19 protein-coding genes and 1 pseudogene are annotated in these 24,586 nt (G+C 66.0%); 15 read left to right on the top strand and 5 right to left on the bottom strand.

Annotated features, from left to right (window positions below):
- The 3 genes and pseudogenes from ACREBX_RS15865 to ACREBX_RS15855 form a co-directional block, all read left to right on the top strand.
- Positions 1–378 (top strand): annotated as a pseudogene (locus ACREBX_RS15865) (aspartyl/asparaginyl beta-hydroxylase domain-containing protein); the annotation flags it as partial.
- Positions 321–710, top strand: coding sequence for an aspartyl/asparaginyl beta-hydroxylase domain-containing protein (locus tag ACREBX_RS15860; protein WP_431562703.1), 390 nt, complete (start codon positions 321–323; stop codon positions 708–710). The pseudogene ACREBX_RS15865 and the gene ACREBX_RS15860, both read left to right, overlap by 58 nt.
- 19 nt (positions 711–729) lie before the next feature.
- Complete coding sequence (locus ACREBX_RS15855; RefSeq protein WP_431562702.1) at positions 730–1,893, top strand: acyl-CoA dehydrogenase family protein; 1,164 nt, start codon at positions 730–732, stop codon at positions 1,891–1,893.
- A 96-nt stretch (positions 1,894–1,989) separates the two neighbouring features.
- Here the strand turns inward: ACREBX_RS15855 and ppk2 are convergent, their stop codons facing one another.
- The gene (gene ppk2 / locus ACREBX_RS15850; RefSeq protein WP_431562701.1) at positions 1,990–2,901 is read right to left on the bottom strand and encodes a polyphosphate kinase 2; all 912 of its coding nucleotides are present in this window, start codon (positions 2,899–2,901) and stop codon (positions 1,990–1,992) included.
- Positions 2,902–3,182: 281 nt separating this feature from the next.
- On the opposite strand from ppk2, the gene ACREBX_RS15845 reads away from it, so the two are divergent.
- From ACREBX_RS15845 to ACREBX_RS15825, 5 genes are all read left to right on the top strand, one after another.
- A complete protein-coding gene (locus ACREBX_RS15845) occupies positions 3,183–3,563 on the top strand; it encodes an OsmC family protein (protein ID WP_431562700.1) in 381 nt (126 codons plus the stop codon).
- A 50-nt stretch (positions 3,564–3,613) separates the two neighbouring features.
- The gene (locus ACREBX_RS15840; protein ID WP_431562699.1) at positions 3,614–4,234 is read left to right on the top strand and encodes a TetR/AcrR family transcriptional regulator; all 621 of its coding nucleotides are present in this window, start codon (positions 3,614–3,616) and stop codon (positions 4,232–4,234) included.
- Between the two features lie 444 nt (positions 4,235–4,678).
- Positions 4,679–5,950 (top strand): efflux RND transporter periplasmic adaptor subunit, encoded by a 1,272-nt coding sequence (locus tag ACREBX_RS15835; protein WP_431562698.1) that lies wholly within the window; start codon positions 4,679–4,681, stop codon positions 5,948–5,950.
- Between the two features lie 157 nt (positions 5,951–6,107).
- Positions 6,108–9,299: an efflux RND transporter permease subunit gene (locus tag ACREBX_RS15830; protein ID WP_431562697.1), complete on the top strand. Its 3,192-nt coding sequence runs from the start codon at positions 6,108–6,110 to the stop codon at positions 9,297–9,299.
- An 11-nt stretch (positions 9,300–9,310) separates the two neighbouring features.
- A complete protein-coding gene (locus tag ACREBX_RS15825) occupies positions 9,311–10,720 on the top strand; it encodes an efflux transporter outer membrane subunit (RefSeq protein ID WP_431562696.1) in 1,410 nt (469 codons plus the stop codon).
- Here the strand turns inward: ACREBX_RS15825 and ACREBX_RS15820 are convergent.
- Together ACREBX_RS15820 and ACREBX_RS15815 are read right to left on the bottom strand one after the other, a co-directional pair.
- Complete coding sequence (locus ACREBX_RS15820; RefSeq protein ID WP_431562695.1) at positions 10,717–12,087, bottom strand: PLP-dependent aminotransferase family protein; 1,371 nt, start codon at positions 12,085–12,087, stop codon at positions 10,717–10,719. The genes ACREBX_RS15825 and ACREBX_RS15820 overlap by 4 nt on opposite strands.
- The gene (locus ACREBX_RS15815; RefSeq protein ID WP_431562694.1) at positions 12,077–12,517 is read right to left on the bottom strand and encodes a DUF983 domain-containing protein; all 441 of its coding nucleotides are present in this window, start codon (positions 12,515–12,517) and stop codon (positions 12,077–12,079) included. The genes ACREBX_RS15820 and ACREBX_RS15815 overlap by 11 nt, the downstream gene beginning before the upstream one ends.
- Positions 12,518–12,791: 274 nt before the next feature.
- On the opposite strand from ACREBX_RS15815, the gene ACREBX_RS15810 reads away from it, so the two are divergent.
- The 6 genes from ACREBX_RS15810 to ACREBX_RS15785 all read left to right on the top strand — a co-directional run bounded on the left by ACREBX_RS15810 (position 12,792) and on the right by ACREBX_RS15785 (position 22,724).
- On the top strand, positions 12,792–13,694 hold the full coding sequence (locus tag ACREBX_RS15810; RefSeq protein ID WP_431562693.1) for a LysR family transcriptional regulator: 903 nt from the start codon (positions 12,792–12,794) through the stop codon (positions 13,692–13,694).
- Positions 13,695–13,799: 105 nt separating this feature from the next.
- Positions 13,800–14,609, top strand: a complete 810-nt coding sequence (locus ACREBX_RS15805; protein ID WP_431562692.1) for an SDR family NAD(P)-dependent oxidoreductase — start codon at positions 13,800–13,802, stop codon at positions 14,607–14,609.
- Positions 14,606–15,547 carry an alpha/beta fold hydrolase gene (locus ACREBX_RS15800; protein ID WP_431562691.1) on the top strand — a complete coding sequence of 314 codons (942 nt, stop codon included), beginning with the start codon at positions 14,606–14,608 and terminating at the stop codon, positions 15,545–15,547. Before ACREBX_RS15805 ends, ACREBX_RS15800 begins: the two co-directional genes overlap by 4 nt.
- A 100-nt stretch (positions 15,548–15,647) precedes the next feature.
- Positions 15,648–16,991, top strand: coding sequence for a PAS domain-containing protein (locus ACREBX_RS15795; protein WP_431562704.1), 1,344 nt, complete (start codon positions 15,648–15,650; stop codon positions 16,989–16,991).
- Positions 16,992–17,166: 175 nt separating this feature from the next.
- Positions 17,167–21,867: an NAD-glutamate dehydrogenase gene (locus ACREBX_RS15790; RefSeq protein ID WP_431562690.1), complete on the top strand. Its 4,701-nt coding sequence runs from the start codon at positions 17,167–17,169 to the stop codon at positions 21,865–21,867.
- Positions 21,867–22,724: an ATP-grasp domain-containing protein gene (locus ACREBX_RS15785; protein WP_431562689.1), complete on the top strand. Its 858-nt coding sequence runs from the start codon at positions 21,867–21,869 to the stop codon at positions 22,722–22,724. Before ACREBX_RS15790 ends, ACREBX_RS15785 begins: the two co-directional genes overlap by 1 nt.
- Here the strand turns inward: ACREBX_RS15785 and ACREBX_RS15780 are convergent.
- Positions 22,721–22,960, bottom strand: coding sequence for a ribbon-helix-helix domain-containing protein (locus ACREBX_RS15780; RefSeq protein WP_431562688.1), 240 nt, complete (start codon positions 22,958–22,960; stop codon positions 22,721–22,723). The genes ACREBX_RS15785 and ACREBX_RS15780 overlap by 4 nt on opposite strands.
- A complete protein-coding gene (locus tag ACREBX_RS15775) occupies positions 22,957–23,499 on the bottom strand; it encodes a DUF7010 family protein (RefSeq protein ID WP_431562687.1) in 543 nt (180 codons plus the stop codon). The genes ACREBX_RS15780 and ACREBX_RS15775 overlap by 4 nt, the downstream gene beginning before the upstream one ends.
- A 149-nt stretch (positions 23,500–23,648) precedes the next feature.
- Here ACREBX_RS15775 and ACREBX_RS15770 point away from each other — a divergent pair, with 149 nt between their 5' ends.
- On the top strand, positions 23,649–24,404 hold the full coding sequence (locus ACREBX_RS15770) for a DUF4019 domain-containing protein (RefSeq protein ID WP_431562686.1): 756 nt from the start codon (positions 23,649–23,651) through the stop codon (positions 24,402–24,404).
- Positions 24,405–24,586 lie beyond the last annotated feature (182 nt).

Below are 24,586 nucleotides of genomic sequence, written 5' to 3'. Positions count from 1 at the left end.
GCAACGCCCCGCGTCGCCGAAGCACTCCGGATGCTCGCAGGCGAACAGCCGCTCTATCTACAGCAGCCGAGCATGTTCTACTTCCCCGGCCTTGCACAGCGCCCCTTTTTCGGCCGTGCCGACTTCGATTGGGTTCCTGCAGTCGAAGCCGCGACGGACGCGATCCGCGCCGAACTTCTGACCATGATCGACAATGCGTCCGATCGTTTCGGCCCTTATGTGACCGCCAACCCGGACAGACCACCGCCCAATAATCCGCTGCTCGACAAACCCGACTGGGGTGCCGCGTGGCTGTGGAAGGACGGGTCATCGCCGACGGCATGGACAAACTCTGCCCTGTTACCCTCGCCGCGCTCGAACTGGCGCCACAGCCAGTGATCGCGGGCCGCGCACCGATCGCGCTCTTCTCGCGCCTGACCCCCGATACCCACATCCAGCCGCATCAGGGCATGCTCAACACCCGCCTGATCTGCCACCTGCCGCTGATCGTTCCCGACGGTTGCGGCATCCGCGTCGGTGCCGAAACGCGCGCGTGGCGCGAGGGCGAGATGTTGATCTTCGACGACAGTTTCGAGCATGAGGCATGGAACCGCGGCACCAGCGACCGCACGATCCTGCTGTTCGAAATCTGGCGCCCCGACATCGATGCCAACGAGCGCGAGCAACTCACGCGCATCTTCTCGGCGATAGACACCTACGCCGAACAATAAGCCAAGGGACGGGAAGACGATGAGCAATCCGGGAATGGACGCCGACATCTATGAAGCCTTCATCGAACAGCTGCAGCGCTATGTCCGCGAGCGGCTGATTCCAGCCGAAGACCAGCTTGAGGAACTCGGCCGCGTTCCTGACGATATCCTTGCGGAAATGCGCGATATGGGCCTGTTCGGGGTCACGATGCCCGAGGAATATGGCGGCGCGGGCATGAACGTCAGCCAATATGTCGGCTTCATCCGCGAAATTGCCTATGCCTCGCCAGCCTATCGCTCGATCATCTCGATCAACATCGGCATGGTGTGCAAATCGCTGGTCGGTTTCGGCACTGCGCAGCAGAAGGAGCACTGGCTGCCCAAGCTCGCGGCCGGAGAAATCGCGGCATTCGGCCTCACTGAACCCGATAGCGGATCGGACAGCGCCGCGATGAAGACGCGCGCGGTGCGCGACGGCAACGGTTATGTCCTCAACGGTACGAAGCGCTACATCACCAACGCGCCCTTCGCCGACGTCATTCTCGTCATGGCGCGCACCAATGCCGAGGCGCTGCCCAAGAACGCCCATGTCAGCGCCTTCATGGTCCCGCGCGACGCGCCGGGTGTGTCGATCGGCAAACCCGACGGCAAGATGGGCCAGGCGGGATCGCAAATCGCCGACGTCATCCTCGAGGATGTCCATGTCGACGGCGACGCGCTGCTCGGCGGCGAGGAAGGCATCGGTTTCCGCGCCGCGATGCAGAGCCTCGACAACGGCCGCCTGTCGGTCGCGGCGGCCAGCGTCGGCTATGCGAAGCGCATGCTCGACGCGGGTCTGAAATATGCGATGGAACGCAAGGCGTTCGGCGAACCGATCGCCAATTTCCAGCTGATCCAGGCGATGCTCGCGGACAGCAAGGCCGAAATCTATGCCGCCGAATGCATGCTCGCCGACGCCTGCGCGCGCGCCGACCGCGGCGAGAAAATCCTCCTCGAGGCCGCGGCGACGAAGATGTTCGCCAGCGAAATGTGCGGCCGCGTCGCCGACCGCGTCGTGCAGATCCACGGCGGCGCGGGCTATCTAAAGGAATATCTGGCCGAACGCTTCTATCGCGACTGCCGCATTTACCGGATTTATGAAGGAACGACCCAGATCCAGCAGCTAGTCATCGCAAAGAATATGATTCGCGATTTTGCGGGATAGGTTCGAGAACGGCACCAGCCCGCTCCCCCTCCCGGCCTCCCATAGGCTACTATCGTCAGGGAGGCCGGGAGGGGGAGCGGGCCGGTGCCGCATCTGCTAATATAGCTCGGGCACGTACATCTCGGGCGGGATTTCGTGCCGCGCATAGTCCGCGTGGCGGACGCGGTCGGGCAGCACGACCGGCGGCTTCTCGACCTCGCGATAGGGGATCTGTTCGAGCAGGTGCGCGATGCAGTTCAGCCGCGCCTTTTTCTTGTCGACCGCCTCGACCAGCCACCATGGCGCCTCGGCGATATGCTTGCGGTCGAGCATATCCTCCTTCGCGCGCGTGTAATCTTCCCAGCGACGCCGCGATTCGACGTCCATCGGCGACAGTTTCCATTGCTTCAGCGGGTCGTGAATCCGCATCTGGAACCGGAACTGCTGTTCCTCGTCGGTGATCGAGAACCAGTATTTGACGAGGATGATCCCCGACCGCACCAGCATCCGCTCGAATTCGGGGACCGAGCGGAAAAACTCCTCGCACTCGTCCTCGGTGCAGAATCCCATCACACGCTCGACGCCGGCGCGGTTGTACCAGCTGCGGTCGAACAGCACGATCTCGCCCGCCGCGGGCAGGTGCGGGACATAGCGCTGGAAATACCATTGCGTGCGCTCGCGCTCGCTGGGCGCGGGCAGCGCGACGACGCGGCATACGCGCGGATTGAGCCGCTGGGTGATGCGCTTGATCGCGCCGCCCTTGCCCGCCGAATCGCGTCCCTCGAACAGCACCGCGACCTTCAGCTCCTGCGTCTGGACCCAGTCCTGCAGGATGACGAGTTCGTGCTGCAACCGGAACAGCTCGCGGAAATAGATGCGGCGATCGATCGCTTCGCGATCGGGATGGTCGGCGAGGTCGGCGAGCAACGACTCGAGCCGGCTCTCGTCCATTTCCATCTCCAGCTCCTCGTCGAAGCTGTCGGCAATCTCGCCCTTGATGCGGTCAAGGCTGGTCAGCATGTCGTCCATGTTGCTCTCCTGCAGGCCCGGCAAAGCTAGGAAGGCAGGATTGCGATGATGTGACAGGCGGTGCCGGCCCGGTGCGCATGGCTTCAGGCGGCTGCGACCTTCCCGCGCCGTAAGATCGTCCGGGCATTTGTATATTCGAGCAGACCTTCGCGTCCTGGATCAGCTCAAGCACGCGGCGGTACTGCGCTTCGTTGTTGATCGGGCCCGGGGTTTCCGCTTGCCGTTTCGATGCGGGGCCGGAATAGCTGGACGCCATAAACCCTCCGGAAAAGGACAGCAGCATGGCCCATGGCACCGCCCGCATCGGCAAGGATCATTATCGCACCGCGATCAACGTCAGCGGCCATGACCTGATCGGCGACGAGGGGCCGGGGCTGGGCGGGCAGAATCTGGGGCCGGCGCCCTATGATTTCCTGCTCGCGGGCCTCGGCGCGTGCACCGCGATCACGTTGCGCATGTACGCCGACCGCAAGGGGTGGCTGCTGGAGTCGGTCGAGGTCGGTTTGCGGCTGCTCAGCAAGGATGGGCTGCGGATCGACCGGGTGTTGACGATCGCGGGGCTCGACGAGGAGCAGAAGGCGCGGCTCGCCGACATTGCCGAGCGAACGCCGGTGACGCTGACGTTGAAAGGCGGGCTGCCGATCGACACGCGGCTCGCCTGACCGGCGTGCCACTGGACAAGTTGCGATCCACCACTTATATACCAGCCGTTATGGAAATCGAAACCGCCACCGTCGCCACTCCGCACAAGGGCCGTCCGCGCGAATTTTGCGTCGATATGGCGCTGGCGTCGGCGCTTCGCGTCTTCTGGTCGAAGGGCTATGAGGGCGCGTCGATGGCCGATCTGACCGAGGCGATGGGGATTACCAAGCCCAGCCTTTATGCCGCGTTCGGCAACAAGGAAGCGCTCTTCAACAAGGCGCTCGACCTCTATGAGCGCGAAAAGGCCGATTATATGCGCGCGGCGCTCGATGCGCCGACCGCGCGCGGCGTCGCCGAGCGGCTGATGTATGGCGCGCTCGACATGTATACCTGCCCCGAGAATCCGAACGGTTGCCTCGGCGTGATCACGTCGGTTGCGTGCGGTGCGGAGGCCGAATGTATTCGCCACGCCGTGCTCGAACGCGGCGCGGCGGCGAAGCGCGCGATGCTCGAACGCTTCGCGCGCGCCAAGGAAGAGGGCGACTTCCCACCCGACACCGACGCCGAAGGTCTGGCTGCGTTCCTGACCGCGGTCAATCAAGGCATGTCGGTGCAGGCCGGAGCTGGCGCGACGCGCGCCGAGCTCGAACGCCTCGTCGAAACCAGCCTGAAACTCTGGCCGGGGCGTTGATCCGAGCATTTACCGGCCGAAAAACCGGCGCCCGCTTTTTCGGTAAATGCTCTGAAAGAAAAATTTTACTGCCCGGTACAGAATGGTCTTGACGCAGCGCAGCATGACTTATATACCACTCAGTATACAAACATAAGACTCTCCCCGAGACCGACCGCTGCGTGGCAAAGATCATGCGGCGGTCGGAAATTTCACCATCGAATATTTTCCCGGGAGCGGGTCTTGCTCCGGCCGGATGCCCGTCGGCGTTCGTCCGCAAGACATAACAGGGAGCCGGCGCGCGCATTCGACATGCGGGTGACCGGAGGGGCGGCCGTCCTCTTCGAAGAGGGCCGTCCAGCAATGAGGACTGTTTCGAGACTGGACCGAAGGCGAGCGCTTTCGGAGCCGCGACCCGCTGCGCCTCGCGCGCAGCCGAACCGAACGAAGAGAAGAGGGCATTCCATGACCGTCCACACCCCGATCGAAAAACTCGACCCCGCCGATGCGAAGGTCCGCCGCGAACTCAGGATCTTGCTCAATCCGGGCCGCGGCCGCCGCGCTGCGTGGATCGGTGCGTTCCTCGTGCTTGTCATCGGCGCCTGGTGGCTGCTCCGCGACGGCGCGCCGCAGGCCGTCGCCGCGCCCGCGCCCGTGCTCACCGTTGCAGCGCCAATCGCGCGCGACGTGACGCTGTGGGACGAATATATCGGCCGTTTCGAGGCGTCGAAGGCGGTCGAAGTCCGTCCGCGCGTCTCGGGCGCGATCACCGCGATCCACTTCACCGACGGGCAGATCGTCCGCCAGGGCCAGCCGCTCTTCACGATCGATCCGCGCCCCTATCGCGCCGCGCTCGCCGAAGCGCGTGCTTCGGCGGCGAGCGCGCGCAGCGACCTCGCGCTCGCGCGGCTCGAACTCGAACGCGCCGGGCGGCTCGTCGACGTCGAGGCGGTGTCGCAGAGCGAGATCGACCGGCTGCGCGCCAGAGTGAATGCCGCGAATGCCGCACTCGCCGGTGCCGATGCCCGTATCGCGGCACGGTCGCTCGACGTCGAATTCACCGTCGTGCGGGCGCCGCTCAGCGGCCGGATTTCGGATCGCCAGATCGACGCGGGCAACCTCGTGTCGGCGGGCGATGCCGGCGGTACGCTGCTGACGACGATCAACGCGCTCGATCCGATCTATTTCACCTTCCAGGGCTCCGAAGCGCTGTTCCTCAAGACCAAGCGCGAAGGCGGCGACAAGGGGGCAGCGGTCGAAGTCCGCTTGCAGGACGAAAGCGATTATCGCTGGAAGGGGCAGCTCGACTTCACCGACAACGGCCTTGACCCGCGTTCGGGCACGATCCGCGCCCGCGGCCGCTTCACCAATCCCGAAATGTTCCTGACCCCCGGCATGTTCGGCAACATGCGCCTGTCGACCGGCCAGACGGCGCGTGCGCTGCTGATCCCCGCCGCCGCGGTGCAGACCGACCAGGCGCGCAAGATCGTCTATGTCGTCGGCAAGGACGGAATGGTCGCGGCGAAGCCGGTCGAGCTTGGCCCCGAACTCGATGGCCTGCGCGTCATCCGCTCGGGCCTGACGCCCACCGATCAGATCGTCATCAACGGCTATCAATTCGCCCGTCCCGGCACCAAGGCGGTGACCAAGGCTGGCAAGATCGCCGCTTCGGTAGCTCCGAAGGGGACGGCCGCCGCGGTCGAACCGGTGTCGGCGCAGGCGACATTTGCGAGGTAAATACTCACCCCTCCCGCTTCCGGGAGGAGGCGGGGGTGGGCCAGCGCCCTCTCAGCTGCCCACCCCGCTGCGACTAGCGAGCTAAGCTCGCAGTCTCGCTGCCCCTCCCGCAAGCGGGAGGGGATGATCAGACCAATTTTCAGACAGGGGCTCTCCCATGCGCCTATCCCGCTTTTTCATCGACCGGCCGATCTTTGCCGCGGTGCTCGCCGTCATCATCACCATCGTCGGTGCGGTCGCCTATATCGGCCTGCCCGTCTCGCAATATCCCGACATCGTCCCCCCGACGGTGACCGTCACCGCGACCTATCCGGGCGCGTCGGCCGAAACCGTCGCCGACACGGTCGCGGCGCCGATCGAGCAGGAAATCAACGGCGTCGACAACATGCTCTATATGAGCAGCCAGTCGACCGGCGACGGCGTCGTCACGATCACCGTGACCTTCAAGATCGGCACCGACCTCGATGCCGCGCAGGTACTGGTGCAGAACCGCGTCGCGATCGCGACCCCGCGCCTGCCCGAAACGGTGCAGCGGCTGGGCGTCGTGACGCGCAAGACCTCGCCCGACTTCCTGTTGATCGTGAACCTCGTGTCGCCCGACAAGTCGCTCGATCGCGCCTATATCTCCAACTATGCTCTGACCCAGCTGCGCGACCGCCTGTCCCGCATCGACGGCGTCGGCGATGTGCGCCTGTTCGGCAGCCGCGATTATGCGATGCGCGTGTGGATCGATCCCGGCCGCGCCGCCGCGCTCGACCTGACCGCGGGCGAGATCGTCACCGCGCTGCGGCGCGAAAATGTGCAGGTCGCTGCGGGTTCGCTCGGCCAGCCGCCGCATGCCAATGGCAGCAGCTTCCAGTTGAGCGTCGAAACGCAGGGCCGCCTGACCGACCCCAAGGATTTTGCCAACATCGTTATCCGCACCGACGCCGACGGGCGGCAGGTCCGCGTGTCGGACGTCGCGCGCGTCGAACTCGGTGCTTCGGACTATAATTCGAACACCTATCTGTCGGGCGATCCGACGGTCATTCTCGCGACCTTCCAGCGTCCGGGTTCGAACGCGCTCGCCGCGGCGCAGGCGGTCGAGGCCGAAATGGCGGCGGCATCGAAAAGCTTCCCCAAGGGCCTCGAATATCGCGTCATCTATAACCCCACCGAATTCATCGCACAGTCGATCGACGCGGTGATGGAAACGTTGTTCGAAGCCGTCATCCTCGTCGTCATCGTCATTCTGGTGTTCCTCCAGAAATGGCGCGCGGCGATCATTCCGGTGCTCGCGATCCCGGTGTCGCTGATCGGCACCTTCGTCGTGCTCGCGACCTTCGGTTACAGCCTCAACAACCTCTCGCTGTTCGGGCTGGTGCTGGCGATCGGCATCGTCGTCGACGACGCGATCGTCGTCGTCGAGAATGTCGAGCGCAACCTCGAGAAGGGCATGAGCGCGCTCGAAGCCGCGCGCACGTCGATGGACGAGGTGTCGGGCGCGCTCGTCGCGATCGTCCTCGTGCTCTGCGCGGTGTTCGTGCCGACCTTGTTCCTCACCGGCCTGTCGGGCGCTTTCTATCAGCAGTTCGCGGTGACGATTTCGACCGCGACCATCATCTCGCTGGTCCTGTCGTTGACCCTTTCGCCCGCGCTGGCGGCGATCCTGCTCAAGCCGCACGCCCCTGCGCAGGCCGACGGATGGCTGATGGCGCGTATCCACCGCGCCGGCGAACGCTTCAACGAAGGCTTCGAGAAGCTGAGCAACGGCTATGCGCGGCTCACCGACCGGCTGGTGCGCGCGCCGAAGAAGATGATGGTCACCTATGGTGCGCTGATCGCCGCAACCGCGGCGCTGTTCTGGGCGACGCCGACCGGCTTCATCCCCGCGCAGGACCAGGGCTATTTCCTCGTCGTCGCCAAGCTGCCCTCGGGCGCCTCGGTCGAACGCACCGATGCGGTGCTGAAGAAGGTCGCTGGCCGCGTGCTGCCGATCAAGGGCGTCCTCGGTTCGGTGATGCTCGCGGGCTTCGACGGCCCGTCGCAGACGCTCGCGCCGAACTCGGCCGCCGCCTATTTTCCGCTCAAATCCTTCGAGGAACGCGGGAAGCTTGGCGTCAATTTCGAGGACATCATGAACCAGGCGCGCGCCAATACCGCGGATATCACCGAGGCGCAGATCGTCATCATCCCGCCGCCGCTGATCCAGGGGATCGGTTCGGCGGGTGGTTACCGCATGATCGTGCAGGATCGTGGTGGCAACGGTTATGCGGCGCTTGCCAATGAGACGAACAATCTGATCGGCAAGGCGAACCAGACCGCGGGGCTCGCCAACGTCTTCACCTTCTTCGACCCGAGCAATCCGCGCGTCTATGCCGACATCGACCGGGCGAAGGCGAATATGCTCGGCGTGCCGCCCGAGCGGGTGTTCGAAGCGTTGCAGGTCTATCTGGGCTCGGCGTTCGTCAATGACTTCAACCTGCTCGGCCGCACCTATCGCGTCACCGCACAGGCCGATGCGCCCTATCGCCAGACCGTCGCCGATATCGCGAACCTGCGGACGCGGTCCGATTCAGGCGCGATGGTGCCGATCGGGTCGGTTGCGAATTTCGAGGACCGCACGGGGCCGTATCGCGTCACGCGCTACAACCTCTTCCCCGCGGTCGAGATCGACGGCGACACCGCCCCCGGTGCATCCTCGGGCGCGGCGCTGACGACGATGGAAAAGCTTGCGAGCGAATCGCTGCCCGCGGGTTACGGCACCGAATGGACCGGCATCGCCTTCCAGCAGAAGGCGGCGGCGAACACCGCGGGCATCGTCTTCGCGCTCGCAGTCGTCTTCGTCTTCCTCGTGCTCGCGGCCCAATATGAAAGCCTGATGCTGCCGTTGGCGATCATCTTCATCGTGCCGATGTGTCTGCTCGCGGCGATGGTCGGCGTGAATTTGCGCGGCATGGACAACAACGTCCTGACGCAGATCGGGCTTGTCGTGCTGATTGCGCTTGCGGCGAAGAACGCGATCCTGATCGTCGAATTCGCCAAGCAGGCCGAGGAACAGGATGGCCTGTCGCCGATCGAAGCCGCGGTGCGCGCCGCGCGCGACCGTCTGCGTCCGATCCTGATGACCAGCTTCGCCTTCATCCTCGGCGCGGTGCCGTTGCTGATCGCGAGCGGGGCGGGGGCGGAACTGCGCCAAGCGCTCGGCACCGCGGTCTTCTTCGGCATGCTCGGCGTGACTGCGTTCGGCCTCATCTTCACCCCGACCTTCTACGTCGTCGCGCGCTCGCTCAGCCTTTGGTCGGCCGAGCGGCGGGCGCGGCGCGGGTCGGACGACCACGGGGCCGCGCTGCCGGTTCCGGCGGAATAGGGAGTAACATCATGATCCTCCGCAATATCCTCACCGCCGCCTCGGCGCTTGCGCTCGCCGCCTGCGCCGTCGGCCCCAACTATGCCGAGCCGAAGTCGGCGTCGGCGCCCGTCGCAACCGGGTCGTTCGTTTCGGCGAACAGCCCCTCGGTGACGCTCGCGCCCGTCGCGGGCGACTGGTGGCGGCTCTATGACGATCCCGTCCTCGACGGGCTGGTCGGCGATGCGCTGGCCAGCAACACCGACGTCCGCGTCGCGGTCGCGAATATCGCTCGCGCCCGCGCGTCGCTGCGCGGCGCCCGCGCCGACCGGCTACCGCAGGGCCAGATCGGCGCCGGCGCCAATTACGGCCGCAGCCCCGAAGGCCAGCGTCTTCCGAACGCCGACCGCGAGGATTGGGCGGTCGATGTCGGGATCAACGTGTCGTACGAGGTCGACCTGTTCGGCCGCGTCAGCCGCTCGGTCGAGGCCGCGCGCGGCGATACCGCCGCTGCCGAAGCGAACGCCGACGCGGTGCGCGTGATCGTCGCCGCCGACACGACGCAAGCCTATGCCGACGCCGCCTCGGGCGCGGCGCGGCTCGACGTCGCGCGGCGAATCGTCGGCCTGCTCGACCAGCAGGTCAAAGTGACGCAGCGCCGCAAGGACGTCGGGATGGCGACGGGGCTCGACCTCGCGCGCATCACGACGCTGCGCGACCAGCGTTCGGCAGACATTCCTTCCATCGAGGCCGAGCGGCAGGCGGCGTTGTTCCGCCTCGCGACTCTGACCGGTCGTGCCCCCGCCGCGTTGCCCGCCATCGCTGGCGATCGCAACATCAGCCTCGAAATCACCGATCCCATCCCGGTCGGTGATGGGGCGGCGCTATTGAAGCGCCGTCCCGACATTCGCGCCGCCGAGCGCCGCCTGGCCGCCGACACCGCGCGCATCGGCGTCGCAACCGCGGACCTCTATCCGCGCATCACGCTTGGCGGTTCGGCGGGTTCGACCGGATCGGGCTTTGGCGACGTGTTCGGCGGCGGGCCTATCCGCTGGCTGCTCGGACCGCTGCTCAACTGGGCGTTCCCCAATCAGGAACCCGCGCGGGCGCGAATCGCGGCGGCCGAGGCCGATACGCAGGCGTCGCTCGCCGAATTCGATGGCACGGTGCTGCGTGCGCTCGAGGAAACCGAGACGGCACTGTCGTCCTATGCGCGTTCGCTCGAACAGCGGCAGGCGCTGCGTGCTGCGCGCGACCAGTCCGAACGCGCGGCGCGGATCGTCCGCGCCAAGCGCGAGGAAGGCGCATCGGATTCGTTCGAATGGCTCGACGCCGAACGCACCTTCGCCGAAGCCGAGGCGACGCTTGCCGAACAGGACGGGCAGATCTCGCGGCGCCAGATCGCGCTGTTCCGCGCGCTCGCGGGCGGCTGGTCGACCTAGACGATATGGCTCGGCGCGCCGCCGGGTGTCCATAACTGCGCCGCGAGCCGGTGCAGCGCGCGCGAAAGCCCGCGGCGGTCGATCGTGCCGCCGAGCGAGATGCGCATCGCCCTCGGCGCTTCGGGTGCAACCGCGAAGCGGTCCGACGGCACCGCCGACAATCCGTCGAGCGCAAGCGCGGCGGCCAGCGTGTCGGGATGGCTGTCGCCAGCCAGCGGCAACCAGAGGTGATAGCCTTGCGGATGCGCGGCATGGCGCCCGTCTCCGAGTACGGTGCGCGCCAGCTTCTGCCGCCAGATCGCTTCCTTGCGCACTGCATCGACCAGCGTGTCGAAACTGCCGTCGGCAAGCCACAGCGACACCATCGCAACATTGAGCGGCGGGGCCATGACCGCGGTTTCATGCTGGACCGAGGCAAGTTGCATGGCCTCGGCGACGCCCGGTGCGCGAACAAAGCCGACGCGCAGCGCGGGCGAAATGATCTTCGCGACGCTCGCGACATACCAGCTAATCTCGGGTGCGAAGCTCGCGACGGCGGGGATTGGCGCGTCGGGCAGCAGGCCATAGGCATCGTCTTCGATGATCTGGACACCCGCGTCCTGCGCCCATGCGGCGATGTTCCGCCGTTCCTTGATCTCGATCGTCGCGGTGGTCGGATTGTCGTTGGTCGGCACGACGTAAAGCGCGCGCAGCGGCGCGGCGGCGTGCGCCGCCTCCAATGCGTCGGCGGTCATTTCCGCCAGCGGGACGAGCGTGACCCCCATGCGCCGCGCAATCGCGGCGAAGCCGGGATAGACAAAGCGCCCGCACGCGACGCGGTCGCCGGGCTTCAGGATCGTCGAAGCCACGGCATGCAACCCGTTTTGTCCGCCGGCGGTGACCACGATCTGTTCGACCGAAGATGACAGGCCGGTGCGCGCGAGCAGTTCGGCGCCGCTTTCGCGGTCCGCCGCCGCGCCGCCGGGCCGTTGGTAATGTAGCCGCGCGAGGCCGTCGGCGCGCGCCAGCGTGGCCAGCGCCGATGCCATCGCGTCGGTCAACCGGCTCTCGATCGGGATCGGCGGGCTGTTCATCGCGATGTCGCTTTGTGCCGCGGTCGCGACCTCGCCGGTGCGCACATCCTCGCTGATAAAGCTGCCCGCGCGGCCGCGCGCTACGATCAACCCGCGCTGCCGCGCGAGGTCGTAGGCCTTGGTGACCGTGGTGAGATCTATGCCGAGTTTCACCGCGAGGTCGCGCTGCGGCGGCAGGCGGTCGCCATGGCGCAGGTCGCCGCGTGCGACCGCCGCCGATATCGCAGCGGTTACCGCCTTATATTTGGGTCCCGCGGCCCCGGCGATGTCGGGCAACCATGGGTCATTTGCCATGCCGTTCGTCCGCTTCGTGCTTCGCGCGCGCATTCAGCTTTGCCCACAAATGCTCGGTCCCCGATTCCTGCGCCTTGTTCACATATTGCGAGGCGACCAGCCAGCCCTTGATCGGCCGCAAGGGCAGCACGCACCCGATGACCATGATCGGGATCGAGAAGACCAGATGGATCCACAGCGGCGGGCTGTACGCGATCTGCAGCCACACAACGACGAACGTCAGCGGAAAGGCGACAATGCATTGCGAGAAAAAGGCGGGGCCGTCGTCGGGCGCGGCAAAGCTGAAATCGAGTCCGCAATTTTCGCAGCGGTCGGCGAGTTTCAGCCACGAACGGAACATATGGCCCTTGCCGCATTCGGGGCATTTTCCGTGCCAGCCCGACCACAGGATCCAGCGCAGCTTTTCGTTGCCAACATCACCGCTCGTCATTTTCGACTCCAATGTGAAGCATGGCACATACCATGCACAAAGCATATGGTGCAGGGCAATCGGCAAAGGAAGATCTGAATTAATATACACAAGTATAACAGTTTTATGTGCATCGTTGAAATAAGCATGGTAATATTCTTCATTGAAACCATACATAATAATCAACATTCCGAAGGGAATGGCGCATCGGCACCCGGTTTGCCGGGTGATTGCGCCGCCGCTATGTCCGGCGTGCAATTGCGGCTAAACGGGCGTCAGGAAGAATGGGGAGCCGATGGATCGTCTCGACGCAATGCGGGTCATTTTGGCGGTGGTCGACGCGGGCAGCCTGTCGGCGGCTAGCCGAAAACTCGGCGCGCCGCTGCCCAGTGTCAGCCGCAAGGTCGCCGATCTCGAACGCCATCTCGGCACCAATCTGCTTGTCCGGACCAGCCGCAACATCCAGCTCACCGACGCGGGGCGCGACTATGTCGAGGCGGCGCGGCGGATCATCGCCGACCTCGACGAGGCTGAGCGGCGCGCATCGGGCGAATATCAGACGCCGCGCGGCGAACTGGCGATCACGATGCCGGTCGAGTTCGGCGCGCTTCACATCGTGCCGCTCGCGCTCGCCTTCATCGACGAATATCCCGAAGTCACGTTGCGGTTCGTCACCACCGACCGGATGGTCCAGATGGTCGAGGAGCATGTCGACATCGCCATTCGCCTCGGGCATCTCGCCGACAGCTCGCTTTATGCGGTCCGGACGGGGGCGTTTCGCCTGATCACCTGCGCCAGCCCGGGCTATCTCGAACGGCGCGGTACGCCGCAGTCCCCGGACGAACTGCCCGAACATGACGGCATATCCTTTGGCCCCACACCGATATTCTGGACCTTTCATGTGGACGGCGAGGACCGGATCATCACGCCGCGTACCCGTGTCGCGGTCAACGCCGCGGCGAGCAATCTGGCGGCGGCGGTCGCCGGCGCCGGGATCGCGCGACTGCTCGACTATCAGCTGACCGACGAGATCGCGTCGGGCGCGCTCGTGCCGATCCTGACCGACTATGACGGCGAACCGCGGCCGATCCATATCGTCTATCCGCGGCAGGGTCTGTTGCCGCTGAAGGTTCGCAGCTTCATCGATTGGGCCGCCCCGCGCCTGCGCGCCACCTGTGACGGTTTCACGCCCGACTGACCCTTCCGGCCGGCGAGAGGCTGGCTCTTGGATCGACCGGCTACTGGCCCCCCAGCCTGCAAATTAAATTGCTTCCATCCCCACTTCACTTGGAAAGGAAGCATCATGAACGAAGCAAAGGGCACCGCCCTCATCACCGGCGCGTCGAGCGGAATCGGCGCCCTCTATGCCGATCGCCTCGCCCGCCAGGGTTACGACCTGATCCTTGTCGCGCGCAGCGCCGACAAGCTGGACCAGGTCGCCAATGCGATCCGCGAAAAAACCGGCCGCAAGGTCGAAACCCTTCCCGCCGACCTTGGTAACGCGGCCGATCTGCGGACGATCGAGGACCGGCTGGCGAGCGATGCGGGCATCACGATGCTGGTCAACAACGCCGGTATCGGATCGACCGCGCTGACGCTGGAGGCCGCCGTCGATGCGATGAGCGCGATGGTATCGCTCAACGTCAATGCGCTGATGCGGCTGAGCTATGCTGCGGTTCCCGCCTTTGCCGCCCGCGGGCGCGGCACGATCGTCAACATCGCCTCGATCGTCGCGGTGACGCCCGAACTGCTCAACGGCGTCTATGGCGGCACCAAGGCGTTCGTCCTCGCTTTCAGCCAGAATCTGCGTCACGAACTTGCCGGCACCGGTGTCCAGATCCAGGTCGTCCTTCCGGGCGCAACGGCGACCGATTTCTGGGATATTGCGGGCACGCCCGTCGACCATCTGCCCGGCGAAATCGTCATGCGGGCCGACGACCTTGTCGATGCGGCGCTCGTGGGGCTCGCGCGCGAAGAATTCGTCACGATTCCCAGCCTTCACGACGAAAGCCGCTGGGATGCGTTCGAGGCGACGCGGCAGGCGATGGCGGGCGAACTGTCCACCAGCACCCCCGCGGCGCGGTACCGGGCTGCTGAAAAAGTCGCGTCATGAACAAGCTCCTTCATGCCGCATTTGCCGCCACCCTTGCGTTCGGCGCCGTGCCCTCATTGGCCGAGGGCATGGCGCCGAAGGTCGAGATCGGTTTCATCGAACTCGACCGGGACATCACGCTGCGTAACATGGTCGTCCATCATCCGGAACCGAAGGGGGTGGTGCTCCTGCTGCACGGATTCCCCGAGGCACTTTATGTGTGGCAGGACATGGCGGCGGCGCTCGCGGACGATTTTGAGGTCCATGCGTTCGACTGGCCGGGTTACGGCCAGTCGTCGCGTCCTGCCGCCGATATATTCGCTTATGCGCCGCGCGATTATGCCCGCGTCCTCAAGGACTATATCGCGAAGGCGGGCATCGACCGGTCGAAATTGACGATCTATGCGACCGACATCGGCGCGCTCCCCGCGCTGCTCGCCGCGCTCGACGATCCCGAAATCGCGCGCATGATCATCGTCGGCGATTTCGCGCCGTTCGACCGGCCGCAATATATGCAGGAGCGCCTGCAAAAGCTGAAATCGCCGGCGACGTCGGCGACCGCCCGCATCGAGTTCAACAAGGCACGCGACGACATTTTCGAAAATTCGACGCGGCGGGGGCTCGCGCCCGAAGCGCAGTTCGAACTATCGCAAGCCTATCAGGGGGGCCGGCTGCGCGGATGGGGCGCGATGATCTCGGCCGATGCCTTTTATCATTACTATTCGCACTTCAGCCGCGACCAGAATCTTTTCGAGGCGAACATCCCGCGGTTGAAAACCCCGGTGAAGATCATGTGGGGCGAGAAGGACGTCTTTATCAACCCCGGGCATGGGCGCCGAACTCGCCCGGCGGATCGGGGTCGAATTTCGACTTCTCCCGGGTATCGGCCATTATCCCCATCTTCAGGACCCGCAGGGCGCGGCCGAGGAAGTGCGGTCGTCCTTCCGGTAGGCGAATAGGGGGCCGCGCAGGGCAGCGGGCCGCGCCGGCCATCGTTTACGCCGCTTTTACCAGTTCCGGTGCATAACATTTACCGATGTTTGCGACTGGGGACAAATGATGGACAGCATGCGCGGACTGCTTTCGGGCAGCCACGACCAGGAGGACGGGGCGATCGACGCGCCCGCGTCCGTCGGCATCGACGAACGGCGGATGCAGGTGCGGGCCTATAATTACTGGGCCTCGCTGCTCGCCGACCGCGCTTATCCGTCGGTCGAGGACCTCGATCTCGACGGCGCCGATTTCGGTTCGCACTCGGTGCTGCTCGACTTCACCGCCGGGGTCGAAAACCCGGGAATCGCCTTTCTCGGCGACAAACTGCGCGAAGAATCGCAGATCGACGAGGACGTCCATTATATCAGCCAGATTCCGGGCCGCTCGTTGCTGTCGCGGCTGACCGACCATTATCTCCAGATCATCGCCAACCGCGCGCCGATCGGCTTCGAGGCCGAGTTCGTCAACGATCGCGGCACGACGATCATGTACCGGGGCATCTTGCTGCCCTTTTCGTCCGACGACGACACGATCGATTTCATCATGGGCGTGATCAACTGGAAGGAGGCTGTCGGCGCCGATCAGGCCGAGGAACTGCAGCTCTCGGTCGAACAGGCGCTGCGCAGTGCCGCGCCGCTGACCGCGCCGGTGCCCGTCTGGGCCGACGGCCCCGACTCGGAGCATCTGGACGACGATGTCGTGGTTGATGCGACCCCCGGTTTCGCCGGGCTGGGCGACGGTGCGGACCTCATTCTGGACGTCGAGGTCGGGGCAGACGAGGACGAGGTGCCGGTCGACCCGGGGCAGGATGCCGAACTCGCCGACTGGCTCGCGCTTGCGCGCGAAACGGCCGAGCGCGCGATCGCCGCCGACAGCCGGAGTCGCGGTGCGCTCTATCAGGCGGTCGGCAAGGCGTGGGATTTCGCGCTCGCCGCCGAGGAGCAGCCCGAAGAATTTGCCGCGCTGCTCGACGACGCCGGGCTGGCGGTGCAGGACCGTGCGCCGATGACGCCGGTCGTGAAGCTGGTTTTCGGTGCGACCTATGACAAGACGCGGCTTGCCGAATATGCCTGTGTGCTCGGTCATGCCAAGGACGAAGGCGTCGGTCGCGGCGAACTTGCGACCTATCTCGACCGCTATCCGGGCGGGCTCAAGGGCCTGGTCAAGGATGCACGTGCGCGCCGCAAGCCGGTCGACGCCCCCGAACGCCCCGACGAGAAGCTTGACGCATTGCGCCGCGCGCATCCCGCACTCATTCTCGAACATGACGCCGGCGACGCCGAATTCGTCGTGCTGATCGCGCGCGCGATGCCGGGCGGACACATCGGTATTGTCGCAAAGGCGGCCGATGATCCGGCGCTGGTTGCGAAGCTGGCGAAGAAGGCGGTTCCGATCACCCAGGGCGGCTAGGGCGCGGCTGAGAGCGTTCACGCAACAGAAAATCCGAAAATTGAAATTATTTAACGCGGGCGTGCGAACGAGGTCTTGAGCCGCGCGCCGCGCAGGCGCATAGGGGGCGGCAGCGAACGGGCCCCCGCCGATCGTCGGTTGGGATCCCCCTCTTTGGTTCGGGATGCAGCATTTTATGTCTCAGAATTTGTCCGACACGCCGGAAACGGACACCACCACCTCCACCGCAAAAATTCCTCCTAAAATAGCCGCCGCCTATCTGGCCGCTCTGCGTGGCAGCGCGCTGCCGGGCGAAGGCGACGATATGGACAAGGCGGCGCTCGCCGACGCGAGCCAGTTCGCCGCGCGCGCCGCGCTCGACCGCGCCGGAGAGACCCCGTCGCTGCTGCTCGAACCGATCGCCGCCGACGGCACCGACCGCCGCATGCGGCTGGTCATCATCAACGACGACATGCCCTTCCTCGTCGATTCGACCTCGCAGGCGGTCGCCGCGCAGGGGCTGGCGGTCCACCGCATCCTTCACCCCGTCGTCGCAGTGAAGCGCGATGCCAAGGGCCATCTGCAGGAAGCAGGCGAGGGTTCGGGCCGCGAATCGGTTATCTATATCGAACTCGAGCGCGGCGACGCGCGCGCGCGCCGGCGCCTGCTCGACGGACTCGAAGCCGCGCTGCGCGATGTGCGCGCCGCGGTGCGCGACTGGCGCGCGATGCGCGCCGCGATGCTCGCCGATGCCGCGATGCGCGTCGAGGGCGAGGCCGCCGAACTGCTGCGCTGGTTCGAGGGTGGGGCAATGACCCAGCTTGGCCATGAATGGCGCACGCGCGATGGCAAGGTCCAGGATTCGCTGGGGATCAGCGAGAGCGGCGAGAGCCAGCTCCTGTCACCTGCTGCACTCGAAGCCGCCTTCGCCTGGTTCGATCAGGGGGGCACGGCACCGCTGCTCATCAAGTCGAACCGGCTGTCGGCGGTGCATCGCCGCGTGCTGCTCGACCTCGTCATTATTCCGGAACTCAAGGGCAAGAAGGTCGAACGCCTGTCGATCCATGCGGGCCTGTGGACCAGCGCGGCGCTGTCGGCGCGGCCGGACAAGGTGCCGGTGCTGCGCGCGCAGCTCGAAGCCTTGATGGCGAAATTCGGCTTCGATCCGACGGGTCACGCGGGCAAGGCGCTCGCGCATGCGCTGACCGCGCTGCCGCACGACCTGCTCATCGCGTTCGACGCCGCCTCGCTCGAAGAGCTTGTGCTGACTTCGATGTCGATCACCGACCGGCCGCGGCCGAAGGTGGTGACGGTGCAGAGTGCGCTTGGCCGCCACCTGTTCGCCTTTGTCTGGTTGCCGCGCGACGAGGTCTCGACCGGCCGCCGCCTCGCGGTCGAATCGCTGCTGGTGCGCGAAGCGAAAGCCGGCGTCATCGGCTGGACGATGGTGCTCGAAGACGGCGGTGCGGCGCTCTTGCGCTATACGCTCGACCTACGCAGCGGCGGTGTCGTGCCCGATACCGAGGCGCTCAACGCGCAGCTCGAACAGATGGTGCGTGGCTGGCAGCCCGAGGTCGAAGCGGCGCTGGCGAAGCGCGGCGACCCCGGCCGTGCGGCGGCGCTTGCGGCGCGCTTTGCGCCGACCTTCCCGCCCAATTACCGCAACCTCTACAATCCCGAGGAAGCGGCGCGCGACATCCTGCGCCTCCGCGATCTCGATGCCGAGAAGCCGCGCAGCGTGCGGCTGGCGAAGAAGAGCCTCGATGGCGATGACAGGCTGCGGCTGAAAGTCTATAGCGCGGTCGGCCCGCTCGCGCTGTCCGCCGTCGTCCCCGCGCTCGAACATTTCGGCTTCGAGGTGCTCGAGGAAATCCCGACCGCGCTGCAGAGCCGCGCCCCCGGCGCCGAGGGCGAAGACGAGCAGGCGATCGTGATCCACGATTTCACGCTGCGGCTGCCCGCCAACGTCGACGAGCTCGCGCTGCTGCCCTATGCCGAAGTGCTCGAAGGCGCGATCGCGGCGGTGCTCGACGGGCGCGCCGAAAATGACGCGTTCAACGAACTCGTGCTCACCAACCAGACCGACCCGCGCGCGATCGTGTGGCTGCGCGCCTGGTTCCGTTACCTGCGCCAAGGCGGTTCGGCTTATGGCATGGACACGGTCGTGAGCGCGCTGCGCCATGCGCCTGCGATGACCTCGGCGCTGATCGAGCGTTTCGCGGCGCTCCACGATCCCAAGACGCGCGATGCGAAGCGTGCCGAGGCGCTCGAAGCCGACATCATGGCGGGCTTTGCCGACATCAAGTCGATCGACGAGGATCGCATCTTGCGTCTGTTCCACGCGGTGATCGGCGCGACGTTGCGCACCAACGCCTTCGCGCCTGCCGCGGAGGAAGCGCTCGCGTTCAAGATCGATTCGAGCCTTGTCCCCGGCCTGCCCAAGCCGCTGCCGTGGCGCGAAGTGTGGGTCTATTCGCCGCGCGTCGAGGGCATTCACCTGCGCGCCGGCCCCGTCGCGCGCGGGGGCCTTCGCTGGTCCGACCGCCGCGACGACTTCCGCACCGAGATCCTCGGGCTGATGAAGGCGCAGCGCGTCAAGAACGCCGTTATCGTGCCGACCGGCGCGAAGGGCGGTTTCTATCCGAAAGCGCTGCCCGATGTGTCGCTCGACCGCGATGCCTGGTTCGCCGAGGGCACCGAATGCTATCGCATCTTCATCCGCTCGCTATTGTCGATCACCGACAATCTGGTGGCGGGCAAGGTCGTGCATCCGAAGGGCGTGGTGATCCACGACGGCGACGATCCTTACTTTGTCGTCGCCGCCGACAAGGGCACCGCGACCTTCTCCGACGTCGCCAATGCGCTGGCGATGGAGCGCGATTTCTGGCTCGGCGATGCGTTCGCGAGCGGCGGGTCGAAGGGCTATGACCACAAGGCGATGGGCATCACCGCCAAGGGCGCGTGGCTCTCGGTCCAGCGCCATTTCGCCGAAATGGGCGTCGACGTACAGAGCGACACGATCCGCGTCGTCGGCTGCGGCGATATGTCGGGCGACGTGTTCGGCAACGGCATGCTGCTGTCGAAGGCGATCCAGCTCGTTGCGGCATTCGACCACCGCCACATCTTCCTCGATCCCAATCCCGATCCGGCGAAAAGCTGGAAGGAGCGCGAACGGATGTTCGCGCTGCCGCGCTCGAGCTGGGCCGATTATAACGCCAAGCTGATCTCGAAGGGCGGCGGCATCTTCCCGCGCAGCCAGAAGAGCATTCCCTTGAGCCCCGAAGTGCAGGCGCTGCTCGGCCTGTCGGTGCCCGAAATCGACCCCGGCTCGCTGATCTCGGGGATCCTGAAGGCGCCGGTCGACCTGCTCTGGTTCGGCGGCATCGGCACCTATGTGAAGGCCGCGAGCCAGAATAACGCTGAGGTCGGAGATCCCGCCAACGACGCGCTGCGCGTCGATGCCGAGGATCTGCGTGTGCGTGCGGTGGGCGAGGGTGCGAACCTCGGCACCACGCAGGCCGCGCGTATCGCCTTCGCGGCGAAGGGCGGGCGGATCAACACCGACTTCATCGACAACAGCGCGGGCGTCGACTGCTCGGATAACGAGGTCAATATCAAGATCGCGCTCAACCGCGAGATGACCGAAGGTCGCCTCGCGCAGGAGGACCGCGACGCTTTGCTCGTGCGCATGACCGACGATGTCTCGGCGCTGGTGCTCGAGGACAACCGGCTTCAAGCGCTCGCGCTGTCGATCGCCGAAAAGGGCGGATCGGCGGCGGTGCCGTCGCTGGTGCGGATCATGGAAACGTTCGAGGCATCGGGCCGGCTCGACCGCAAGGTCGAAGGACTGGCGGCGAACGACGAATTGATGCGCCGCGCCGCAGAAGGGCGCGGGTTGACCCGCCCCGAACTCGCCGTGCTGCTCTCGACCGCGAAGCTCGCGTTGCAGGATGCGATCGAGCATAGCGACCTGCCGAACGATCCCGCGCTGGGCAGCGACCTCGCGGCGGCCTTCCCCGAGGAGATGCAGCGCGATTTTGCGCAGGCGATCGCCGATCACCAGCTGCGCCGCGAAATCATCGCGACGAAGATCGCGAACCGCATCATCAACCGCATGGGCATCGTCCATCCCTTCGAACTGGTCGAAGAAGAAGGCTGCGCGCTTGGCGACATCGCCGCGGCGTTCGTCGCAGTCGAGCGCCTGCTCGACCTGCCGGCGATCTGGGACGCGCTCGACGCGGCAAAGATCGACGAGAGCATCCGCCTGTCGCTGTTCAGCCAGGCGGCGTCGGCGATGACCTCGCAAATGGCGGACCTGCTGCGCGTGACGCAGAAACTGTCGCACCCGGGCCCGGTCGTTGCGCGGCTCGAACCTGGCGTCGATCGCCTCAACGCGAGCGTCGACACCCTGCTCAGCCCCTCGGTCAAGCACCAGTGGGACATGCTGACGCAGCAGTTGCTCGACGCGGGCGCACCCGAGGCGCTGACCTCGTCGGTCGTGCGGCTGTTCAAGACCGACGGCGCGATCGGTATCGTCGACCTTGCCGAACGGCGCGGCGACGACGAGGTTGCGGTGACCAGCGCCTTCACGCATCTGGGCGAAGCGCTGGGGCTCGACTGGGCGCAGACGCTGGCGGCGCATATGAGCCCCGCCGATCCGTGGGAACGCCTGCTCGTCAACAGCCTCGCCCGCGATTTCCAGCAGATGCGGCTGACCTTCCTTGGCCAATTGCCGAAGGGCGATCTCGACGCGGCGGTGACCAAATGGCTCGCCGACCACGCCCCGCGCGTCGAGCAATTCCGCGCGACGGTCGACCGGGCGCGGATGATCCCGAACCCGAACGGCGCGATGCTGTCGCATATCGCGGGGCAGGCGCGCGGGTTGCTGGGGAGGTAATGCCCTTTCAGCCCCGCGTCGCGATCCTCGTCCCGGCGCCCGACTATTATGAAAAGTGGCAGCCCGCCTTTGCCCGCAAGGCGGCGGCGCTGACCGCGGCCGGGCTGATCGTCGAGCAGCGCGTATGGACAGATCCGGGCGACCTGTCGGGTTATGACCTGATCCTGCCGCTCTTCGCCTGGGGCTATCAACGCGACGTCGCGGCCTGGTATGCCCTGCTCGACCGGCTGGAGGAAGCGAGCCTGCCGGTCGCCAATCCGGTGCCGGTGCTGCGCTGGAACAGCGACAAGGCGTATCTCGGCGAACTCGGCGCAAAGGGCGTCGCGGTCGTGCCGACGGTCGAGGTCGATGCGCTCGACGACGCGAGCCTGGCCGAGGCGATGGCCGAGCTCGCGACCGACGAGGTCGTGATCAAGCCGGCGATCTCGGGCGGCGCCGACGGGACGCATCGCATCGAGCCCGGCGCGCCGATTCCGGCCGATGCTTTGGGTGTCCGGCGCCTCGTCCAGCCGCTGATGCCCGGCATTCTGACCGAAGGCGAATTTTCGCTCTTCTTCTTCGCCGGCAAGTTCAGCCACGCGATCGTCAAGCGTCCCGCTTCGGGCGACTTTCGCGTGCAGGAGCAGTTCGGCGGACACGAAGCACCGTGGGACGCGAGCGACGCAGCGCAGACCCTCGCCGTGGCGGCGCTGGCGGCCGCTCCCGCACCGCCCGTCTATGCGCGCGCCGACATGGTCGGCGATGCGGCGGGCAAGCTCCACATCATGGAACTTGAGCTGATCGAACCGTCGCTGTTCCTGCATCATGCGCCCGACAAGGGTGCGGCGTTCGGATCGGCGGTCTACGGCGCGATTTAGCCGGCCGCTCGCTTCCTCCACAGCCACTGGCGGATCGCCGAGGTAAGGTTCGGCGGATCGTCGGCTTCCATCCGCTCGACGTCGATCCGCGCGACGAGCGCGTTGACCGGCAGCGCCTGCCGCGCGGCTTCGGCTTCGAGCGCGTCCCAGAACATCGGCTCAAGGCTGATCGAGGTCGGATGGCCCGCGATGGTCACCGATCGTTTGACCGGGGGATGGAGCGGCGGGGTGCTCATGTTCGCGCGCGCCAACGCCGCAAGATCCACGCGGCGGCGATCAGTTCGACGATGCCGACGAGGAAACCGAGATTAACGGGCAGGGCGATGCCGAAGAGTGCCAGTGCGGCAACGAGCAGGATCGCGCCGCCGAGCACCCAATAGGCCATCTCGCCACACATGGTGCGGAAGAGGAAATAGCGCGCGCCAACGATCGCGGCAAAGACGGGGATCGCGAGATCGGGCGCGCGGACGAGCAGGATCCACGCGACGAGCACGCCAACGAACAACGGGATTGTCGCCTCGATCGCGAGCGTCTCGAGCGCCTTGCCGATGGTGGCCTTGGGCCCGCGAAACACAATGCGCTCGATGAGCACCGCCAGCGGGTGGATCGCCATGCCGCCGATGAACAGCGCGGCGAAGGCGGCCATGGTGCCGTGAAGCTGCCACACCGTCCCCGCGATCAGCCAGACGAGGCCCGAGACGAGGACGCCGGGCGCGCCACTGGCATAAGCGCGGGCGAGGTCTTGCTGGGCAGCGGTAAGCGATGCTTCGGTCATGCGTCGGGTGTAGCGGCTTGATTCGCAACAGCAAGACCGTCGCCGGGGCGCTTCGCATCCGAAATTGAGGTACGATTTATTTGGGGTGGCAGGCCATTTCGGCGTTGCGTAAACCGGCCGGCCGATCCGGCGCAAATGCAGGCAGGCTCATGACAGGACTTCAGGCGCTCACCGAAAAAGAAAAAGAGACGTTGCGCCTGCTGGTCGATCGGCATGACGCGAAATCGATGGCGCGGCATCTGGGACTGTCGGTCCACACGATCAACGAACGGCTGCGCGACGCGCGGCGCAAGATGTCGGCGTCCAGCAGCCGCGAGGCCGCGCGGCAACTGCGCGAGATCGAACGGCAGGACCCCCAATTTTTGGCGGACAGGGTTTTGGGGGCTGCGGCTGGCGTCACGGACATGGAAGAACCTCGGACACCGGTCGAGACGCGCCCCATGTCGCGCCGCTTCGGCTGGATAGCCGGAGGAATATTCATGTCGATCAGCCTTGCTCTCTTTGCTCTCGCGTCCTTGTCGGGGACCGCCGGGGCGCCCGCCGCGCCAAAGCCGGCCGCTATTGCGGCTCCGGCTGCCGAAACCGCCGCAGTGCGGGCGGCGCGGCGGTGGCTAGCCCTGACCGACAAGGGCGACTGGAACGGTAGCTGGAATGCGACGGGACAGGCGTTCAAGTCGCTCAATACCAGCGAGAGGTGGGCCGAAGTGTCGAAGGCGGTTCGCACCCCGCTCGGCGCGCTCGTCTCGCGCGAACTGATCAGCGAGGAAAATGTGCCCGCGCCGCCCTATGGCTATCAGGTCGTGAAGTTCAGGACGAGCTACGTGAACAAGGCCGGGGCGATCGAAACGCTGTCGCTGGTTCGCGAAGGCGGCGAATGGCGCGTGGTGGGTTGCACGATCGAGTAAGGGAACGGGTGGTGGCTTGGGCGACGGCAAAGCCGCCGCCTGCCGTCAGACGGGTTCGGCGATCTTTCGGATCGCCGCCCCGCAGGCCGTGCCGATGGCTGCCGCTTGCCGGCACCGGCGCATAGCTTGCCGTTCGCTTCGCGAACGCCTTCGCTATGCGCCTGCCATCGTCAGTACATATG

The organism is Sphingopyxis sp. (genome assembly GCF_050725655.1).
Taxonomy (GTDB): domain Bacteria; phylum Pseudomonadota; class Alphaproteobacteria; order Sphingomonadales; family Sphingomonadaceae; genus Sphingopyxis.
Note: the sequence above shows the minus strand (reverse complement) of the source record. Positions and strands in the feature narration are given on the sequence as shown.

Bases quoted from the DNA above. Each gene is read 5' to 3' on its own strand.
- ACREBX_RS15860 (WP_431562703.1), top strand. From the start codon at position 321: ATGGACAAACTCTGCCCTGTTACCCTCGCCGCGCTCGAACTGGCGCCA.
- ACREBX_RS15855 (WP_431562702.1), top strand. From the start codon at position 730: ATGAGCAATCCGGGAATGGACGCCGACATCTATGAAGCCTTCATCGAA.
- ppk2 (WP_431562701.1), bottom strand. From the start codon at position 2,901: ATGGACGACATGCTGACCAGCCTTGACCGCATCAAGGGCGAGATTGCC.
- ACREBX_RS15845 (WP_431562700.1), top strand. From the start codon at position 3,183: ATGGCCCATGGCACCGCCCGCATCGGCAAGGATCATTATCGCACCGCG.
- ACREBX_RS15840 (WP_431562699.1), top strand. From the start codon at position 3,614: ATGGAAATCGAAACCGCCACCGTCGCCACTCCGCACAAGGGCCGTCCG.
- ACREBX_RS15835 (WP_431562698.1), top strand. From the start codon at position 4,679: ATGACCGTCCACACCCCGATCGAAAAACTCGACCCCGCCGATGCGAAG.
- ACREBX_RS15830 (WP_431562697.1), top strand. From the start codon at position 6,108: ATGCGCCTATCCCGCTTTTTCATCGACCGGCCGATCTTTGCCGCGGTG.
- ACREBX_RS15825 (WP_431562696.1), top strand. From the start codon at position 9,311: ATGATCCTCCGCAATATCCTCACCGCCGCCTCGGCGCTTGCGCTCGCC.
- ACREBX_RS15820 (WP_431562695.1), bottom strand. From the start codon at position 12,087: ATGGCAAATGACCCATGGTTGCCCGACATCGCCGGGGCCGCGGGACCC.
- ACREBX_RS15815 (WP_431562694.1), bottom strand. From the start codon at position 12,517: ATGACGAGCGGTGATGTTGGCAACGAAAAGCTGCGCTGGATCCTGTGG.
- ACREBX_RS15810 (WP_431562693.1), top strand. From the start codon at position 12,792: ATGGATCGTCTCGACGCAATGCGGGTCATTTTGGCGGTGGTCGACGCG.
- ACREBX_RS15805 (WP_431562692.1), top strand. From the start codon at position 13,800: ATGAACGAAGCAAAGGGCACCGCCCTCATCACCGGCGCGTCGAGCGGA.
- ACREBX_RS15800 (WP_431562691.1), top strand. From the start codon at position 14,606: ATGAACAAGCTCCTTCATGCCGCATTTGCCGCCACCCTTGCGTTCGGC.
- ACREBX_RS15795 (WP_431562704.1), top strand. From the start codon at position 15,648: ATGGACAGCATGCGCGGACTGCTTTCGGGCAGCCACGACCAGGAGGAC.
- ACREBX_RS15790 (WP_431562690.1), top strand. From the start codon at position 17,167: ATGTCTCAGAATTTGTCCGACACGCCGGAAACGGACACCACCACCTCC.
- ACREBX_RS15785 (WP_431562689.1), top strand. From the start codon at position 21,867: ATGCCCTTTCAGCCCCGCGTCGCGATCCTCGTCCCGGCGCCCGACTAT.
- ACREBX_RS15780 (WP_431562688.1), bottom strand. From the start codon at position 22,960: ATGAGCACCCCGCCGCTCCATCCCCCGGTCAAACGATCGGTGACCATC.
- ACREBX_RS15775 (WP_431562687.1), bottom strand. From the start codon at position 23,499: ATGACCGAAGCATCGCTTACCGCTGCCCAGCAAGACCTCGCCCGCGCT.
- ACREBX_RS15770 (WP_431562686.1), top strand. From the start codon at position 23,649: ATGACAGGACTTCAGGCGCTCACCGAAAAAGAAAAAGAGACGTTGCGC.